The 17929-nt window shown below is 58.6% G+C and carries 15 protein-coding genes and 1 pseudogene; 2 read left to right on the top strand and 14 right to left on the bottom strand.

The genetic code is table 11. The features are described from left to right. Positions 1-88: 88 nt before the first annotated feature. From ACVWZ4_RS24440 to asnB, 3 genes are all read right to left on the bottom strand, one after another. Complete coding sequence (locus ACVWZ4_RS24440; protein WP_456704465.1) at positions 89-1351, bottom strand: glycosyltransferase family 4 protein; 1263 nt, start codon at positions 1349-1351, stop codon at positions 89-91. 559 nt (positions 1352-1910) lie between these two features. Next, positions 1911-2351 (bottom strand): acyltransferase, encoded by a 441-nt coding sequence (locus tag ACVWZ4_RS24435; protein WP_456741386.1) that lies wholly within the window; start codon positions 2349-2351, stop codon positions 1911-1913. Positions 2352-2391: 40 nt separating this feature from the next. Next, the gene (gene asnB, locus ACVWZ4_RS24430; protein WP_456741385.1) at positions 2392-4359 is read right to left on the bottom strand and encodes an asparagine synthase (glutamine-hydrolyzing); all 1968 of its coding nucleotides are present in this window, start codon (positions 4357-4359) and stop codon (positions 2392-2394) included. Here asnB and ACVWZ4_RS24425 point away from each other — a divergent pair. Further along, entirely contained in the window at positions 4274-4612 is a 339-nt protein-coding gene (locus ACVWZ4_RS24425) for a hypothetical protein (protein WP_456705370.1), read from the top strand. The two genes, asnB and ACVWZ4_RS24425, sit on opposite strands and share 86 nt — an antisense overlap. Here ACVWZ4_RS24425 and ACVWZ4_RS24420 read toward each other — a convergent pair. From ACVWZ4_RS24420 to ACVWZ4_RS24370, 11 genes and pseudogenes are all read right to left on the bottom strand, one after another. After that, positions 4609-4746 carry a hypothetical protein gene (locus tag ACVWZ4_RS24420; protein WP_456704468.1) on the bottom strand — a complete coding sequence of 46 codons (138 nt, stop codon included), beginning with the start codon at positions 4744-4746 and terminating at the stop codon, positions 4609-4611. The genes ACVWZ4_RS24425 and ACVWZ4_RS24420 overlap by 4 nt on opposite strands. After that, complete coding sequence (locus ACVWZ4_RS24415; protein WP_456735640.1) at positions 4743-5711, bottom strand: glycosyltransferase; 969 nt, start codon at positions 5709-5711, stop codon at positions 4743-4745. Before ACVWZ4_RS24415 ends, ACVWZ4_RS24420 begins: the two co-directional genes overlap by 4 nt. Positions 5712-5777: 66 nt before the next feature. Then, positions 5778-7001 carry a carboxylate--amine ligase gene (locus ACVWZ4_RS24410; protein WP_456741384.1) on the bottom strand — a complete coding sequence of 408 codons (1224 nt, stop codon included), beginning with the start codon at positions 6999-7001 and terminating at the stop codon, positions 5778-5780. After that, on the bottom strand, positions 7001-8212 hold the full coding sequence (locus ACVWZ4_RS24405; RefSeq protein ID WP_456735642.1) for an FAD-dependent oxidoreductase: 1212 nt from the start codon (positions 8210-8212) through the stop codon (positions 7001-7003). The genes ACVWZ4_RS24410 and ACVWZ4_RS24405 overlap by 1 nt, the downstream gene beginning before the upstream one ends. 335 nt (positions 8213-8547) lie before the next feature. Next, positions 8548-9996 (bottom strand): hypothetical protein, encoded by a 1449-nt coding sequence (locus tag ACVWZ4_RS24400; RefSeq protein WP_456741381.1) that lies wholly within the window; start codon positions 9994-9996, stop codon positions 8548-8550. 32 nt (positions 9997-10028) lie between these two features. Next, a pseudogene (locus ACVWZ4_RS24395) lies at positions 10029-10313 on the bottom strand (hypothetical protein); the annotation flags it as partial. A 139-nt stretch (positions 10314-10452) separates the two neighbouring features. Beyond that, on the bottom strand, positions 10453-11586 hold the full coding sequence (locus ACVWZ4_RS24390; RefSeq protein WP_456741380.1) for a glycosyltransferase: 1134 nt from the start codon (positions 11584-11586) through the stop codon (positions 10453-10455). A 141-nt stretch (positions 11587-11727) separates the two neighbouring features. After that, on the bottom strand, positions 11728-12453 hold the full coding sequence (locus ACVWZ4_RS24385) for an acyltransferase (protein ID WP_456704474.1): 726 nt from the start codon (positions 12451-12453) through the stop codon (positions 11728-11730). 23 nt (positions 12454-12476) lie between these two features. Beyond that, positions 12477-13655: a DegT/DnrJ/EryC1/StrS family aminotransferase gene (locus tag ACVWZ4_RS24380; RefSeq protein WP_456763710.1), complete on the bottom strand. Its 1179-nt coding sequence runs from the start codon at positions 13653-13655 to the stop codon at positions 12477-12479. 43 nt (positions 13656-13698) lie between these two features. Then, positions 13699-14352, bottom strand: a complete 654-nt coding sequence (locus tag ACVWZ4_RS24375) for a sugar transferase (RefSeq protein WP_456704476.1) — start codon at positions 14350-14352, stop codon at positions 13699-13701. Further along, complete coding sequence (locus ACVWZ4_RS24370) at positions 14339-15451, bottom strand: Gfo/Idh/MocA family protein (protein ID WP_456704477.1); 1113 nt, start codon at positions 15449-15451, stop codon at positions 14339-14341. The genes ACVWZ4_RS24375 and ACVWZ4_RS24370 overlap by 14 nt, the downstream gene beginning before the upstream one ends. 629 nt (positions 15452-16080) lie before the next feature. Here ACVWZ4_RS24370 and ACVWZ4_RS24365 point away from each other — a divergent pair. Beyond that, positions 16081-17838, top strand: coding sequence for a hypothetical protein (locus tag ACVWZ4_RS24365; protein ID WP_456790374.1), 1758 nt, complete (start codon positions 16081-16083; stop codon positions 17836-17838). Positions 17839-17929: the final 91 nt, after the last annotated feature.

The raw sequence follows: 17929 nt of genomic DNA, 5'->3' as shown, positions 1-17929 counted from the left end.
TCGATGGTCGATCTGTTTGAAGCGAGGTGGTCGTTGCAATTCCACCGCGCGGCATAGCGGAGCCATCACAGGCTCATTGCTTCCGCTCTCAGTGAGGATTCACATCGGCTGGTGCCCCGGCACGTGCGCGCCTCGGCGAGAGCGCCGTATAGGCAGCGAGGAGCGAACGTTTTTCGAGCTCCCACTGAAATGCGCCGTAGGCACGTTCCCTGCCGTACTTCCCCATTCGCTCGCGCCCGGCCTCGTCCTCAAGCAGCGCCACGATTCCTTCGCCGAGCGCCCGCGGCGTCGGCTCTGCCACCACGAGGCCGGCGTCGCCCGCATCACTTCTCGCCTGCGCCAAGTCGAAGAGGACGAAAGGCAACCCGAGGGCCATGTATTCAAAGACCTTGATCATCGACATCACCACGTTGCAGGCATTGGGCGGATCCGGAACGACACCGATGTCGCAAGCCGCCAGCATGGCGGGAAGCGGATCGCCCGAAACGTACCCGGCAAATTCGACATTCTCGGCAATCCCGAGCTCGCTTGCGAGCGTCCTGAGCCGACCGGCCTCCGGCCCGTCGCCGATGATCAGACAGGCGATATCCGTTCGATGCAGGCGCCTGACGATGTGCTCCATCGCCTTGACCAGGAGGTCTACACCGTCCTGCTCGGCCATCATTCCCACATAGCCGACGAGATATCGACAGCTCCGCCTGACCGACAGTTCGGGCTTGACGCGACTGAAGCGCCCAAGCTCGGGGACGCTTCTGACAATCCACACGCTGTCTGGCGGCATGCCGCCTCGCTCCACGGCCTGCCGCTTCAGGGTAGGGTTTGTCGCGAGGCTCCCGTCGGCCAAGCGAAACGTCCAGCGTTCGAGCAGAAGCAGGACACGATAAAGGAAATCCTGGCGGCCGAACTTGACCTCATAAAGTTCGGGCACGGGATCATGCTGATCAAACAGAAATTTCTTGCCAAAGAAGACTTTGTAGAAAATCGCAATCAAAAAGATCAAATCCGGTGGATTACATGCATGAAGAATATCGAATCCATGCCTGTACAACACCTTCAACGAGAGAACGAATTGCCAAAAAAGGGCGACAGTATATTCGAGAAGATAAGTCAGCGCGCCCGAGCCTTCCACACCCCGTGGATGGCGGTAGATGTGCACACCGTCCATCTGCTCGTATCCCTTGTCATATCCCCTTCCTTTCGGGCAAATGACCGAGACGGTGTAACCAGCCTGGTGCAGCGCTGTAGCCTGCGGCCAGACCCGGCGATCGGCTGGCACCGGCAGGTTCTCAACGATAATAAGGACCGCGCCGGCTGTATCACCTGCCGCAGATACGTTCGTTGAGAGAACCATTGCGTCTACCTCGGTCACTGGGAACACGGCCAGTTCTCGTATAGGACGTCCCAAGCACAATCGCGAGGTCGCGGACGATTGGCAGGATGCCCTCAAACGGATTACGCCGAAAAAGCACGATCACCGCGCCACCCGCGATCGGCCGACACGACCCTCTTTAGGCCGCGAGGGCTGGTCGATCAGCTCTTTCTTTACGAAAACCAGAACATGCCGCAAATCGCCGGCGAACCTACGTGCGCAGGAGCAGAGCCTTCAGTCTACGGCTCGAATTTGAATTCAATACGTTCTGCGCCGCCAATCGCCCTCGTGGAGTCTGCGCCGTTGCGACCGAAGTCCAACCGGCGCGATGGGTAAGGCTCGTTCTAAAACCACGTGCAATCAGCACGCGCTGCTCCGACACACCAGCAACAATCGAGCGACTGACAACCAATGTCACCTCAGGCACGCCAGCGAAAAACGACCAACCGCTTTCAGGGTTTTGACCGATCCATTTAGGCATTTGGTGCTAGCCTGGTGAGATAGCGTTCAGAACGCGATTGTATGAACGCGGCGGCCGCGCTCAGCCCGTCACCGCCACAGATGTTTCCCGGGGGCTTTCCTGCGTTGAGTGTCGGGTTCCCCAGGGGCCGGTTATGATATTCTTCTGAACGATTTTGGCTGGATTGCCCATCACGATGGATCCCGCCGGGACATTTTGCAAAACGACGCTATTTGGTGACACAATGCAATTATTTCCGATTTGAACTCCTGGCATTATTACTGAACCCGCTCCGATCAGGCAGTTGTCGCCAATATAAACGTCCTTGTACCTTCCGTTTATGAAATCATGAGCAAGGATTGCAGATCGAAAGGCAACCGCAGTATTCGTACCAATGTGTATGCCAGAAGGATTTGTCTTATCAAGCTTTGCGCTAAGCGAGATGCGTGACCCCTTTTTTATGTCCATTTTCCAAAAGTGAACGAAATACAACCGCCTCAATTCATAGTTGAGCAGGGCCAACTTCGATCTAACGCGCGAGATCATCGGTGTTCGCATAGTATTACTCCGCACCATACTTGCTGTCGCAATCGTCGCGCGCCCTCGAGGATATTTTCAGCGCGTGCCCGCTTGGGGACCCGGGAACTGTATGTCGCGTCCCACGGACGCTGCGGAGCCATTGCTCCAGCACGACGATGCTAAAGAGTATCTTGTGGTGGTCGCCACGGCCTGCCGCATGGTCGCGCAGCATGGATTGCACTGCAGCCGGCTCCAAGAACCCGTAGACCTGTGACTGCGGATCAGCCAGGTATTGCCGGATCCGTCCGTCGAGGGATTGGTGAAACCACCCATCCACCACATTCACCGCAAATCCGCGCTTCTTGCGATGGATGATTTCCGACGGCAACAGCCGCTTGCTTACTTCGCGATGAAGCCACTTGCGAACGCCATGACGCACCTTGAAGGACGCGCCCAATTGCTGGACATGCTCGACCACTTCGCGATCGAGATAGGGTACGCGAACCTCGAGGGCATGCGTCATAGACAGCTTGTCGCCATACATGAGCAACTCGTCCGGTAGCGACGAGCGCAGCTCGAGCAACTGAAAGGCGTTCAGGTCGTCCAGCTTTTCGAAGGCCGGCCGGTATTCCTCCCAGCAACGGGACGCCACGGCAGCTTCGTCATCAGCGATCAGCCCCGGGCGAAAAAGCCCGCGCATCGCGTCGTCCGAAATCAGGGAGAATACCTGCTGGAAACGACGAAGCCGGTCGGGTTCGTGCAGCGAGTAAACGCCACGCTTGATCGTATCGTTTCGCGGGAGGGCGCGCGCGAGTGCAGCACTGGGTGTCCGCAACCAGCCGGGTAGCGCGCGCCAGGCGGCGCCAAGGTGCACGCCTAGGTGTCGGGTATATCCGCCGAACAGCTCATCCGGCCCCTGCCCGATCAGCGCCACCTTCACGTTTTCACGAGCTCGCTGGCAGACGAAATACATGGGCACGATCGAGGAAGAGGCGACCGGTTCCTCGAGGACGTCCACGATGCGGGGCAGCACGTCTTCAAACGTTTCCCGGGTAAGGTGAACCGCGTGGTGTCTGGCCCCGTAGGTCCGGGCCGTTTTGACGGCATCCTCGAGCTCATCATCGGCGAACAACGATCCATACCCGACGCTGAACGTGTCCCAGTCGCGGCCATAGAAGCTCATCAGCGCCAGCAGCAGGCCCGAATCCAGGCCGCCGCTGAGCAGCAGTCCGACCGGAACGTCGCTGGTGAGATGCCGCTTCATGGCCGCCTTGTACAGCCCGATCAATTTTTCCGCCGCCTCCTCCGGGCGGGGCTGCGGGGCAAATGGCTCCGGGACGAACTGGTAGTAGCGCGAGACGTGCACCTGGCCGTTTTCGACGACGAGTTTTTCACCCGCGGCCAGCTTCTGGATGCCTCTGAACATCGTGCGCGGGGCCGGCGTGTAGCGATAGCGCAGAAAAAGAGCGACGGCTTCGGGATCAACGCCCGGCGGCTCGCCGAGAGCAACGCGGACCGGCCGGATCTCCGAACCAAAAGCGAGCGATCCGTTGGAGATCGCGTAGTAGATCGGCTTGATGCCCATCGGATCGCGCGCCAGAAGCAGCCGGCGCCTGTTCACGTCCCAGATGGCGAGACCGAACATGCCGTTGAAGCGGTTCAGCACGGCGTCACCCCACTGCTTGTAGCCGTGCACGATCACCTCGGTGTCGCAGTTGGAACGAAACACGTGGCCGTGCCCCTGCAACTCCTGGCGGAGCTGCTGATAGTTGTAGATCTCTCCGTTGAAGACCACCCACACCGTTTGGGCCTGGTCAGACATGGGTTGGTGGCCGGCGGGTGACAGATCGATGATCGCCAGCCGGCGGAAACCCAAGCCGAGATTCCCGTCCAAATGCTGGCCGGCGTCGTCGGGGCCGCGGTGGATGATCGTGCCCATCATCGCTGCGATGGTGGAAGCGCTGGCGGGCGCACCGCTGCCGAAGTTAAACTGCCCGCAGATGCCGCACATGGTGGAATCCTTTGGCGTGCTCGATCGTCTCGTCAACGACAAACCAGGAAGACAGAAAACACTCTCGCATTGCCTGGTCGAGATTGCCTGGTTCAGCGATTATCTCACCCGCGCCTGCGATCCGCCGCCCGGCAACACTCTGTGCAGCGCGGGCTATCACGCCGATCGACATTGTGCTGGGCACAATTATCGGAGGACAAACTTGTCGGTCATTGCCAGCTTCACCGGATGGATACACGGAGATCTTCGTTAATACCTTATCATATGGCAGGTTTCCCAAAATGTTTCTTCAATTCCAGCACCGGCGCGACTATCGGCGGTGAGGTATTCGTTGGCGACGGCGTGCCGTTGACCAGCGATCGCCATCGGCGCCTTCGCCTGCTTCACGAAAGAACGCGCTCGTACAAAGATTGTATTCGCCTTGCGACCTTTGCAAGCGAAAGTTCCTGAACCGCGGCATAACCGCCGGAAAGCCGCTTTCCACGGACCAGCACCTTCTCTGCAGCTTCCGCGATAGAGGTCGGTTCGTCAGACACGATGTAACATCCTTCTAATTCTTCAATTCGCTCGGCCACGTCGCCAACGTCGACGGAAACAATCGGGAGATTGCAGGCAAGAGCCTCCTTCACGATGTTCGGAGAACCCTCGTGAGCGGACGTAAGCAGCAAGCAATCGACGGCGTTCAGGAATCGCGCCACTTCTTCTTGAGGTCTCTTGTCGAGAGTGACCAATTGGGCGGATGGATTGGATTTTCGAACCAGCTCAAAAGCGGCCTCGGCGAGCGGGTATCTCTTATAACCACCCGCTGAGGGCCTGCCTGCAAATAGGACGTGCTGCTCGTCGTCCTTTAGACCCAGTTCGTGCTTGGCGACCGCTCTGGGATGGTAGACATCGAGATCTACCCCATTGGAAATGATGGACGTTGTTTTGGCGCGAAGATATTTTGCAAGGCCGGCACTCTTCGCAATATTGTGAGCCGTCGCACACGACAATAAACGGGAGAATAGTCGGTGCAACACTCGATTCGAGAGTCGATATTCTCCCCGCTCATTGCAGTCTCCAAATACGTCGTTGCCCATAAAAGACACAACGAGTGGAAGGTGAGTGGCGAATCTGGCTGTCCAGCCTGCGTACATGTAATGCGCATGAACGATATCGTACTGCCTCGAACGCAAAGCCTTCCGTACTTCTGCAATACCGTTGATGTATTTGCCAATGCCTGTGCCCTTGAGCAGGCAAACATCAACATCAATCCCAAGCTTCGCCAGCGACTCCACTTGAGTGCGGATAAAAACGCCCGCAGACGGATTCTGTGCGGTAGGGTACGCGCCCGTAACATGCAGAACAATCATCGAAGCTTGCTCCTTACGGCCTCCCGGAAATAGCTACCACCTGATAATTCGCTCACCCGATGCACGTCAAAAGCCCCGCTTGATGGCCAAATACGGAATCAGGCCCAGCTCTACTATCGCGGGCAACGGGTCCTCTGGGCTGAATACCGATTCAATGCCGGCTCGTCGTAGCGAGCGAAAGTAAGCCCAGAAATCCTGCCGGCCTCGCAGGATTTCCAAGGCCGCCGTCGGTGCGTCAGTGATCAGGCGAACCCAGTTGACGCCGGCCCGGCCGCGGCAGGGTTTCACCGGGTATCCAAGCAGATCCGCAAAGAGAAGATAGGGAAAATCCACGCCGGCACCCGAGCCGAGGCTGTGATAGCCCCACGTACGCGCGTTGACGTCGAGCAATTTGTACTTGCCGTCGCGCGGATCCAATTTGTACTCCAGCTCCACCAATCCGTAGTAGTTGATGGCGCGCAGGAAGCGTTCGGACATGGTCTCGAGCACGGGAAAGTCGATCGTTTCAACGTAGGTGCTGGCCCGCCCGAATTCGGGCGGGTGCTGCCGGCGTCGTCGAACGACCATGCTTCCAATCGCCTGGCCGTCTTTGAAAAAGGCGCAATAGGCAAACTGCTGGCGGCCGTCGCCAGGAATCAACTCTTGAACCATGACTTCTTCCGGGCCGACCTGAGCGGCCGCCCGCGCGAAGAGCTCTCGTAATTCGGCGTGGCTGTCGGCGCGCCACGCCTTTGCTTTGGTTGTGTAGATGAAATGCTCTTTGATGGCCGGCTTGATGGCAAACGGGGGGGTGGCGGTGACGTCCGGCAACTCCCCCGTGCTGCGCCCATACCAAGTCGCAGGCGTCGCCAGCCCGAGCTCATTCGCCAGACGATACGTGTTCCGCTTATCCCAGACCCACTTGACCGTCTCCCAAGCCGGCGTCGGCAGGCGAAAGAATTCGGCCAGCGCGGGCCGATACCGCGAGAGCGCCGCAACGGTCTCGTCCCGCGTCGGATAAACGACCCAACCTCTCAGGTCCAGGCGATGGCCAAGGTCCAGGATGACATCTGCGGTCTCTTTTTCTTCACGCAGGCTCGATACCTTGACGGAATGGGTGGTGTAGCGGGAAAAACGGGCGATGGAGATTTCGTCATCGATAACGCAGACGGGAACGTTGTGGCGTCCGAGGCTGCGCGCGATGCCCAGACCCTGGTAGTCCCCTCCGATGACGAGGGCGCCCACCGGCTTTTTTGCGGACCCGGCGGACACATGCCGCGTGGTCAGGTACTCGCGATTTGCGGCAAGCATCAACGTTGTCCGGTTTCAGCGGGAGCAAGGCGGTCTTGCAGCGAAGCTCGGACCAGTGCGTGAGATGCGTAACGTGCGCCGGAGACAAATTGCATGAGCGGGCCGAAACTCCAGCGGGCCGGCGCGCCGATGATGTGAAGGCCTGGGACCGACGTTTCAAGCCCCGGCTTCAACCGCGGGTAGCCGTTGAATCGGTCGATGGATTGAACGAGGCTTGGGGCAAGGAATTTGTACTTAGACACATCGACCCGGTAGCCGGTAGCGAGCAGGATATGATCGACGATGCGCTCGCTATGATCATCCAGTTTAACCTTCACCTTTTCCGCAAGCGGTGTAACCCCCACAACCGCCCCTCCGAGCCTGATCGGAGTATTTTTGAGCCGGTCCACGAGCCAGCGAGCCCCGGCCGGCCGGACGGCACGTTTTGTGAGCTTGTCCTGCAACGCGCGCGGCAATTGCCTGACCAAGTGCGGACGGGCCACGAGTTGGCTCAGCACCGCCGGCCCGACGTCCGTCGGTGCGTACAGCAGGTTTCGCGTAAACTTGCCAAGCCGGTGGTGCAACGTTTTGGAGGCCCTCCCGCCGAGCCAATGGATGCGAGGCGAACGTGCGACGATCTCGACCTCAGCGCCGCCTTCGTGCAGCAATGCCCCCGATTCCAAGGCGCTCTGCCCGCCTCCGACGATCAGCAGCCGCTTTCCGGCGAACTTCTGGAAGTCGCGGTGCTCTGAAGAGTGGGAAGTCAGGTCGTTGGGCAGGCTCTGAAACTCCGGGGGCCGCCAGGCGAACGAACCGATGCCAGCCGCGATCACCACGCGCCGGGCGAGAAGTGCATCGCCGTCGTCCAAAAGGAGGCGGAACCCTTTCGGATGCGCTTCGAGATGGGCGACTTTCCGATGATCAAGGTCAGGCACCGCCTGACGTTGATACCAAAGGCCATAGCCGACGAAGTGCTCGATCGGCACTGGCAAGGCGAACTTGAGGCCGTGCGCCCCTTGGTACGCTTCCAGGGTCAGCTCGTCGTTCGGATCGGCGATCTGCGTAGCCGTCCAATTCGAGCGGAGAAACATGCCGACGGGCATATTCTGATCCCAGAACGACATGGGTTCACCGAATACGCGAAGCTCCAAGCCCTTAACGGTGCGCAGATGTGCCCCTGCAGCGAGTCCGTAAGGGCCCGCGCCGATGATCGCTACATCGAGGATCGTCATCCTATACGTCACATTTTCCGTAATAGCTTACGCTTCCCAGCCGACCTGAAGCCCGCAAGACCACCGGACCATAGTTTTTCCGGCATGTTGCGGCATCAAGCCGTTCAATCGGATCGGCAGTGCTGCACGATCTGGTATTTACCACCACGGATCTAACCGAGGAAATCTGCTTTCGAGGTATCCCGTTCGACGTAGGCACAGCATCACCGCTCGAGGGATTTCCTCTTCGTAGAACTTGTTAAGTTCGATCAAGTTTTCGGTTCTGAAGTCGGTGACAGAGTTGTGACGGTATCTTCTCAGGCGCTATGGAGCCGGTCCACCCACCCACGCTTTGATCACAGGCAACCGTGACCCTCGTCCAGAATTTGCACGGGCGTCCCGGCGGAAATGGTGTCCATCTCATAAACAAGGTGATCATTCACCCGGACCGCGTACGCAATCCTGGCTCGTTCGCTCCCCTGACCGATGATCCTCCAGGAGCCTTCCACATTAACGAGCGCCAACTCACTCCGGACCTTCCACCATTCAGCGATTTGACCGGGCAAGGCGACGCAGAGCTTGCCCATCGCGCGTAGCTTGGAAAGGTATGCGAGCAGCTCGACGTAGACTTTTCGCGGGTCCTGATCGATGACGTAATCGGGGTGAACGATGAAGCTCATCAGGCCGTGCTTGGCACGGATCCGGCCGATTTGCTCCTGCCAGAGCCGGGTCGAATGATCCTTGAGGACGTGAAACAAAGAATAGTCCTGCGTCGCGGTCACCGGCAGTTCGACGGTTGTACCGATGAAGAAGGGAAACACGGTGCAGCACCCGCCACGCTGTGGGTCAAGGTGCGCCACATTCGGGATTGACATGTCATAGGCGAAACCGAGGAGATCGCACCAGTCCGCATTCCGGTACAGCACCGCTGAGCGGAAGCCCGAAGCCTTGAATTCTCGCGCGTAATGCTTGATCCGTTCGGCCCGGCGCAGAAACTCCGCATGGTCGTCAAAAAGATGACCGTCGTGATTCAGGTCATGGACGTTCACTTCGAACCCTCGCTGCCGCATATCCTCCAGAACCTTGGGCGGCAGCGCGTATCTCCCTTCCGGCACAAGCTGGAAAGAGGATTTGATGCCGAATGAATCGTTCAGATCCATGAGCTGCGGGCAAAAATTCAGGCCGGCGCGCGTCTCGACGTCATGGGTTACCATCGCACAACTCTGGTGGCCATCCGGCCAGAACCAGATGAACGGAACGCGATCGAGATTTCGGGATTTCATCGCCAGAATCAGCAACCGCTCCAGAATGTCCTCGACCGTCATATCCACCGGCCAGGAGGGAAACGGAATTTTGTCCCAACCCCGCAAGTACCAGGATTGCAGGTGTTTACGTATCGCGACGGACATAAATGGGCGCGCCGTGTAGTACAGATTTCTTACAATGTTGCTAGCCCAGGGCGGACCGTTGCGCGCTGCGGGTATGCCGCTATACCGTTCCAGGCGCAGGTTATTCACCACCTGGACCGGGTCGAAAGGGAGTAAAATCGTATCACCCTGCGCCCTTGTGTGCATATAAGCGTCGGAAAGAGTTCTCGCCGGCAAAGTCGACGAAACGCTGAGATGGCATTGCCCAAAACAGACCGTTCCAGATCCGAACTGAAAAAAACCCGGCACCTGCGGAAGATCTCGTGCGACCAAGAATTCGGCAAGATCGTCGGGACAACGATAGTGGTCCGACACGAGCGTCTTGGTGTCGGATTGTATGAAGCGCATTGTGCCATCAGCGATGTGCCCTTGCGTCATGCACTCCCCTCCTTCGTGCGTCGAGGACACCTTTAGGGGTTCAATTCCAAGCCGGTCGCGCACGAGATGCAGCACCCGCTTTCGGCGTCCCCAAGTGCCCTCGTGTACATTCCGCTGAGCGCGTTTGTTGCCGCCGCTATTCCTCTGCTTGCAACAGACTCGGCCAGAACCTCTATGTCCGAATGACCTCGCCACGTGAGCGCGGCAACGCTCGACTCCCGACGAATATCTCCCGTACTGCCTATTTCAACATTATAACTTCGCCCATATGCCGACATCATGGGCAGCGCTCCGGCCTTACTTGGGTCAATTGTGGCCTCGGCGGTGTGAGATCGCCGAGGCCAATTTCTGCATCAATCCGCCCCCTCACCGTCTGGGCCCCGATGCAATCGCGTCCGCCATCGCGCGCCGAACGTTGCAAGGTCTCCGGCTGCGCCGGCCGCTCGCAGTCCCACCTCAACAGAAAGCACTATTCCCGCTTGCCAACTGCCGGAACAACTCAACGTGCCTCTGCACCATTTGTTCAATCCCGAACTTCTGCTCGACCAGCGCGCGTCCTGCACGACCGAACGCGCTTCCAAAGTCAGGACGGTCGACAATTTCCTTTATCCGCGACGCCAGTGCATTTTCGTCTCCGGATGGGATCAGGAATCCACTCTCTCCGTCCTTGACAACTTCGCGATTGCCCGCCGCGTCTGTGGCTATGACAGGCTTTTCCAGCGCCATGTACTCTAGGATCACATTAGATATTCCCTCTCCGTTTGTTGAAACCAAGACTCCGACGGAAAAGGTTTTTATGATTTCTTCGACCCGTTTTCTGGCTCCCAGAATGCGTATGTTCGAATGACCGTCGCACTTCAAACGCTGCTTGAAGCTTTCCAGATCCGGACCTTCGCCCACAGCGACGAATGTTATGTCCTCCCGCTCGCTGCACACCAATTTTGCCGCCTTGAAAAACGTATCGTAGTCTCTCTCTCGATGGAATCGTCCGACCATACCGACTACGTGTTTGGTTCTTATGTCCATCGAACGCTTGACCTCGTCAACGTCCGGAAGATCGTTTACTCGATCAAAATTAAAACCGTTTCGTATGCAAAGACCTTTTCTTCCATCAACTCGAAAAGCTCGCAGTCCTGCCGCCGAATTTGCCAATATTACACTTGAAAACGGAGCCGTCAGAAGGAAACGTCGATACGTATAATCTTTCAAATTCAAATACAGCGGTGCGTTTTGTATCATCCCGTTGATCAAAGCCGATCCGGATATCAGGGCAATCGGTGACGCATACACCGAACACATCGACTCCCACGAATATATTATATTCGGTCGGTATCGTCTCACCAGGCTATAAAGCTTTTCGAAAATGCTGAAGTCCCATTTTCGGCTTCTTTTGAAGATGTGTATTTTTATTCCCAGTGACATAACCTCATCGTAGTGGATGGTATCTGAAAGAACGACCAGTTCGTTCGTGAACCCATCTATTTTGTTGAACCCGCGCAGCAATTCAACGAGTTGCCGCTCCTTGCCCCCGGAGCCCAACGCGTCGGTTATATGCAGCACCCTGATCGCGGGCCTTGACGGATTCAGCATTCCTTCACCCGACCTTATGACCGCAGTCGCAGCGCCAACCCAAATCAGGACTTTGACATGGGTTGAAATCCGTTGGCGACGCGGAGAATCCTCTCGACTAGAATTCTCTTGGCTCGACGCTTGGCGCGGACTGCCAGTTCGTCACAGCTCTGCGCCGCTGGCCTCCCTGAGCCGTCGTCGGATCTCCGCCGGCACGCCCATCACGAGGACACCGTCGGGCACGTCCTTCGTCACCACCGCACCGGCGCCGACGATCGCGCCAACGCCGATTCTGACGCCGGGCAGCAGGTTGGCTCCCAGGCCGATCGCCGCGCCCCGCGCGATATGGGGCCCGAGCATGGGCGAGCCATCGTAGCCGTTGCGGCCGATCGCATTGTCGTTCGACGTGCCGACGCAGCCCGAAACAAACACGTCGTCTTCGATCGTCATATTGCCCGCCAACCAGGTGTGATCCTGCACCCGGACGCGATCGCCGATTTGCGTGTTGTAATTGACCGTGACGTAGCGTCCGATAACGCTCTTCGAGCCGATCCGCGATTGTTCACGGATCGAGGCGCCGTCACCAATTAGGGTCCCCGCGCCGACCGAGACGTCGTAGAAGATTACCGAGTGCGGCCCGATAGAACAGTTAGCACCGATGTCGACCCACGTCTCGAAATGCGGCGGGCGCGACAACGCGCCGGCTCCCTTAGGCGTCTTTCCGACATAGGCCCCCGGAAAGATTTCGACGTTGTCCCCGATTCTGGCGCCGCTCTCGATCACGACATGCGGGTGAATGACCACGCCGTTGCCAATCGTGACATCAGGTCGCACCACGGCGAACTCGGCGATCGTCACGGCCTCACCGATCGTCTCGGTCTCGACCACCGCCCATGTACTGATTCGATTCATCACCACTCCTTCTCGACCTCGGCCTGCAGAGCGGCGGGCGAGTACGTCGGCTTCCGCTGCACGTTCTTGTGATCGTCCCCCTCGGCCGCAGCGCGCGCAATCGCGGCGACACGGCGCACCTGGTCGCGTGTGAGCTCGGGGAACATCGGCAAGGACAATGATCGAGCCGCCATCGCTTCGCAGCACGGCAAGTCGCCCTGCCTGTAACCGAGATGTTCGAAAGCAGGCTGTAGGTGGAGCGGCAACGGATAATGGATCCCGGTCGCCACGCCAGCTTCCTCTAACTTGTTTCGCATTGCGTCACGATCGTTCGTGGTGATCACATACAAGTGGAAGACGTGCGTCGACCCCGTTCGAACGGACGGCGTCTTGATCTCCGACTGCGCAAATTCCGCGGCGTACCACTCGGCAGCGCGACGCCGACTGGTGTTCCATTCATCCAGATGCCGAAGCTTGATCTGCAGGACGGCGGCCTGGAGCGCGTCTAGCCGGCTGTTGAACCCCACCTCAGCGTGGGTGTAATGCGTGGTTCGACCGTGGTCACGCAGTCGTTCGATCCGCTCGGCGATCGCTCGATTGTTCGTAGTGATCGCTCCGCCATCCCCATAGGCCCCGAGGTTCTTCCCGGGGTAAAATGAGAAACATGCAACGTCGCCGAGCGCCCCGGTTCGGACCCCCTGATATTCCGCCCCGTGCGCCTGGGCTGCGTCTTCGAGTACATACAGGCCACGCCGCCGTGCGATGTCCTTGATTGGACCCATGTCGGCTGGCTGCCCGAACAGGTGGACCGCGATGATCGCTCTTGTACGCTCCGTTACGGCGCGCTCGATCATCTTGGGATCAATCGTGGAGGTGCCCGGATCGATATCGACGAACACGGGTCGCGCTCCCGTCGACACGATTGCGGCCGCTGTGGCAATGAAGGTATGGGCGGTTGTAATCACCTCGTCGCCATGACCGATACCCAGGGCCCGGAGCGCCAGATGAAGCGCGTCCGTGCCGCTCGCCACACCGCGCGCATAGCGCACCTGGCAATACGCGGCGAAATCGCTTTCGAACGAGGCAAGTGGCTCGCCGCCTATGAACTGCGCGGAGTTGAGCACGCCCCGAATTGCTTCGGCCACCTCGTCTTTTAGCGTCTCATATTGCGCTTTGAGATCGACAAACGGAATATGCATTTTTCGAACCTCACGAGAATCCGTCTTTATTCAATTGAGAGCGTCATCGGGCACCGCGCCCCCGCAGCACCGCGGGAAACGTCAGGGCAATCAACTTCAGGTCGGTCCATAAGGTCCAGTTCATTGCATACTCGACGTCCATCTCGAGCATCACCTCCGGGCTGACTCGACCCCGACCGCGCACCTGGGAAATTCCGGTTATTCCGGGCTTCACAATGTGACGCTTATGGTGCCAGTCCCGGAAGTATTCGAGTTCATAAGGTATCGCCGGCCGCGGACCAACGATGCTCATTTCGCCCCGCAATACATTGAGGAGTTGAGGCAACTCGTCCAGGCTGGTTCTCCGCAGCAACCGTCCCACGCGCGTCACGCGAGGATCGTCGGTCAGCTTGTATGGGGCGGCGGGGTCGTTCGAGAGAGGTTCCTTTGCCCAAGCTCTCCGGATCGCATCGCGATGGACGTTTTCGTCAGCGTTGTGGCGGAGTGTCCGGAATTTGAAGCAGTCGAACGGCTTCTCGTCTCGCCCGATGCGACGTTGGCGAAAGAGTGCTGGCCCCGGACTGTCGAGACGGATTGCTATCCACACCACGATGAAGACGAGGGCCAGTGGCACGATCGCAAGAACGCTGATCGCGACGTCGAGCGCCCGCTTGCCCAACTCCCGTAGGGACGGTCGCGGGGCCTCATGCGACGGCAATTTCGGGACCTCCCGCCGGCAGATTCCGCCGCCGAAACATTCGTTGATCCTTACCATTGCCACCGTGTTTGTGTTTGAGCCGCAGGCACGCCGATGCCGCCTCGAGCGCTTCGACAACCCGCAACCCGTGCATTCCATCCGCGCGCGGCCGTTGCCCGGTCGTGATCGCGTTGACGAAGTCGAGCACCTCTAGTTTCAGCGGTTCGGTGCTGGATATGGCGGGGATATGCACGTCGCCGTGATGATAGGCAGACTGGAAGTCGGCATAGGAGTCGCCGGTGATCCGCGGCCTGAATCGCTTCTGGTAAACGCGCACTTTCTCGGACGGCTGCACGTCGTCAAACACCAGCATCGCATCGCTTCCGACGACTGTGATCTGGCGCACCTTGACCGGATCCAACCAGGAAACATGGACGTGGGCGGTCGGGCCGCTCTTGAAGCCCATCTTGGCGTAAACGACGTCCTCGACGTTGGGCAGAACGTGCGCGCAACCCCAGGCGCCGATGGTCTGCGGGACCTCCTCCAGCAAACAGAAGATGATCGAGAGGTCGTGCGGCGCCAAGTCCCAGAGGACATTGGCGTCCTGCCGATAGAGACCGAGGTTTAGGCGCCGCGAGTCAATGTAATAGAGCTCGCCCAGAGAGCCACTCTGGATCATCTGGCGCATGACGCCGACCGCAGGGTGATACTCGAACGTATGCCCGACCATTAGCACACACTTGCGCTGTTCGGCGATCGCATTCAACTCGCGGCATTGCGCGCTAGTCATTGCCAACGGCTTCTCGACGAGCGCGTGCTTTCCGGCCTGGAGCACCGCTCGCGCCAATTCAAAGTGCGTCTCCACAGGGGTGGCGACGATGACCCCGTCTATAGAAGGGTTATTCAGCACCGCGCCGATGTCACGCGAAACGCCGACCGACGGATACTGTGAACGGATATATTCCAATCTGTCAGGGCGTGGATCAACGGCCATCGACAGCCTTGCGTCGCGTATATCGCAGCTGACACGGATGTGTTTCGAACCCCAGTAGCCGCAACCGATGACGGCGAGCGACGGGCTGCCGTTCGCGGTCCGGATTTGCGCGACTTTATTCGCCATGTTGGCTCCTTGTTTGAAGGCGCTCAGCGTCCAATTCCTGCAAAGATAACGGATTGCTCGCGCGCGCTGCGGTAGATCATGGATTATGATCTATGCTCTTTTGGAGTACACATGTTGGAACATCCCGCGCCTCCCCCTTTTAGCGTGGGTTAAAGCCAAAGTGGCCGATCGGCTGATCAGATATCTAAAGCCTTGTCATTCCAGTGGTTCTTCAGCGCAACGGCCGCGCCGGTTGCGACACGGAGCTGGGTGTTTTGATCCATGAATTCCTGGATCGTTTTTTGCCGGCGTGCCCGAGCGGAGGGCGCCGAACGACAGCGCGGCGGCTTGAAAGCTTAGCGCGAACTGCGGATTTACAGATCGGCCAACTAACTCGGGCTGCTGGTTAAAGGTGAGGCCTCCGACGACCGACCCGCATCGGCGGTTTTGACGATCAAGAACCTTGGTTGCATAGCCCAGCGCTGATGGAGAACCATACCAATGCGCCGGCGTCCTTCAGTGGAAACCTGGCGATCTTTCATATAGGACTCGCCAAACAGGAGCACAGTCTCGAGGTCCCGGACGATCCGCAGGGTGTCCGCTGGCCTTGCCGAGGAATGATGCGACAACCGGGATGGAGTGCCGACGCCATGGACAGGGGTTCTTCGATCGCGCTCATGCTCCGTAACGACGACGCTCCATCGCCCGAGGATCGCAATCTAACGGAAATCCTGGAATTTTTCGGCATTCCCTGGACGGCGCTGACGGTCAGCGAAGCGAGCGCGGACAAGGTCGCCTCGTTGACGGCAAGTCATCCGCAGTTCTCCATCCTGACTTCCGCGCGCTGTCTCGCCGAGACCTTGCAGTCCTGCAAGGCAGGAACGTTTCCGGCTTTTTTGGCGGCAGCGGCTTCCGTGTTCGTCTATGGATTTCGACCTGAGGATCCCTGCCGAGCTCTGCTGCGCCGGATCACGGGAGACCCGGAGGCGGACATCCGCGGCATCGACGCGCGGCCGACAACCGTGTCCGTCACTGATGATTTTCCTAAGATGTGCGGCCCAATGTCGGCCCTGCAGATCCAACTCGAGCCCGGCGCGGCGGACGCGGCGCTCGTCATTCGGGATGGCGACGAACTGCAGAGCATCGTCGGGGCATCCGAGGGACATCTGTTCGCCGGATTTGCTCGGTGTGGCGTGCGTTTTTTTGTCGATGCGTCGTTAGCGATGGTGGACATTCGCGAACGCGCTGCGACCTATTTTGATGTAAAGAAGCGTTTCGCCGGTGCGGTGCCAGTCGTGCTGTATCTGAAGTGGTCGTTCCGCGACGTCTGCTGGACCACTTCCGAAACAAGCGCGTGCCTGATCATCGACGATCCGCCCCTGTGGCCCAGGTACGGCTGTCTCGATTTTGGCGAGCTACTGCAATTGGCCGACAAGCAGACGTTCGCGACGACCGTCGCTTTCATTCCATGGAACTGGCAACGAACAAATCACGACACCGTGGCCGCCTTTCGGAAAAATAGCGGAAAACTGTCCGTCTGTGTGCACGGCTGCGATCACACCCGTGGTGAATTTGCAGCCCGCTCAGCCGAGCTGCTCGACAGAAAGCTGAAGACCGCCAAGCGTCGCATGCAGTCCCTTCTCAGCAACACCGCGCTTGATCATGAAAATGTGATGGTTTTCCCGCAAGGGGCATTTTCGCCCGAGGCACTATCGGCTCTCAAGCGAAACGGCTTCGTTGCGGCCGTGAACACCGAAGTCGCACCAGCCGATGAGGCATTGAACGAAACGACACTTGCCGACCTGTGGAGTGTCGCCTTCGTCCGCTATGGGGGATTCTCGATTTTTACCCGGCGGTACATTCAACATGGCATTGAAAACTTCGCATTTGACGGAATCCTGGGCAAGCCGTGTTTCATCGCCGGGCATCACGACATTTTCCGGGGGCACGGCAGCGAACTAGCGGAATTCCTTCGGCAGCTTGCATCGTTGCGATGGAAGCTCTGTTGGCGGACTCTCGGGCACGCCGTTTGCCGCAGCTACAGTATCAAGCCCGACGATGCAACGAGCATAGTAAGGATGTTTGCTGAACAACTCCGCATCGAGAACATGGAGGCGGTGACGCGACGGATCCGGATTGTGAAGGAAGGGCCGCAGGTCGTCTCCTTGAAAAATGTTACAGTCAACCAGGAGGTCGTTGCGCACGAATACATGGATGGATGTCTTGAAGTGATCGTCGATATCCCGCCCGGAAGAACGGTAGACATACGCTGCGTTTATCACGAACAGCCGGATGCTTTCCGGAAATCCGAATCGGTCTCATACCGACTTCGGGTGGCGGCTCGGCGATATCTGTCGGAACTTCGTGACAGTTACGGGGTCAGCGGCCTGTTTCGTTTCCGCCTGTAGCCCGGAGGCGCATCGTAATCGAGCGTGGCCGCGCTGTTTCGACCAATTGCACCATGCATGATGCTCCCAGCAGATTGCTATCTGCTGCAAT

The sequence above is a fragment of the Bradyrhizobium sp. USDA 4472 genome (assembly GCF_054058595.1).
This window is presented reverse-complemented; position numbering and strand designations above follow the sequence as displayed.

Bases quoted from the DNA above. Each gene is read 5' to 3' on its own strand.
- ACVWZ4_RS24425 (WP_456705370.1), top strand. From the start codon at position 4,274: ATGATCGTGCCCATCATCGCTGCGATGGTGGAAGCGCTGGCGGGCGCA.
- ACVWZ4_RS24380 (WP_456763710.1), bottom strand. From the start codon at position 13,655: ATGCATATTCCGTTTGTCGATCTCAAAGCGCAATATGAGACGCTAAAA.
- ACVWZ4_RS24365 (WP_456790374.1), top strand. From the start codon at position 16,081: ATGGACAGGGGTTCTTCGATCGCGCTCATGCTCCGTAACGACGACGCT.
- ACVWZ4_RS24415 (WP_456735640.1), bottom strand. From the start codon at position 5,711: ATGATTGTTCTGCATGTTACGGGCGCGTACCCTACCGCACAGAATCCG.
- asnB (WP_456741385.1), bottom strand. From the start codon at position 4,359: ATGTGCGGCATCTGCGGGCAGTTTAACTTCGGCAGCGGTGCGCCCGCC.
- ACVWZ4_RS24370 (WP_456704477.1), bottom strand. From the start codon at position 15,451: ATGGCGAATAAAGTCGCGCAAATCCGGACCGCGAACGGCAGCCCGTCG.
- ACVWZ4_RS24410 (WP_456741384.1), bottom strand. From the start codon at position 7,001: ATGCTTGCCGCAAATCGCGAGTACCTGACCACGCGGCATGTGTCCGCC.
- ACVWZ4_RS24400 (WP_456741381.1), bottom strand. From the start codon at position 9,996: ATGACGCAAGGGCACATCGCTGATGGCACAATGCGCTTCATACAATCC.
- ACVWZ4_RS24405 (WP_456735642.1), bottom strand. From the start codon at position 8,212: ATGACGATCCTCGATGTAGCGATCATCGGCGCGGGCCCTTACGGACTC.
- ACVWZ4_RS24390 (WP_456741380.1), bottom strand. From the start codon at position 11,586: ATGCTGAATCCGTCAAGGCCCGCGATCAGGGTGCTGCATATAACCGAC.
- ACVWZ4_RS24440 (WP_456704465.1), bottom strand. From the start codon at position 1,351: ATGGTTCTCTCAACGAACGTATCTGCGGCAGGTGATACAGCCGGCGCG.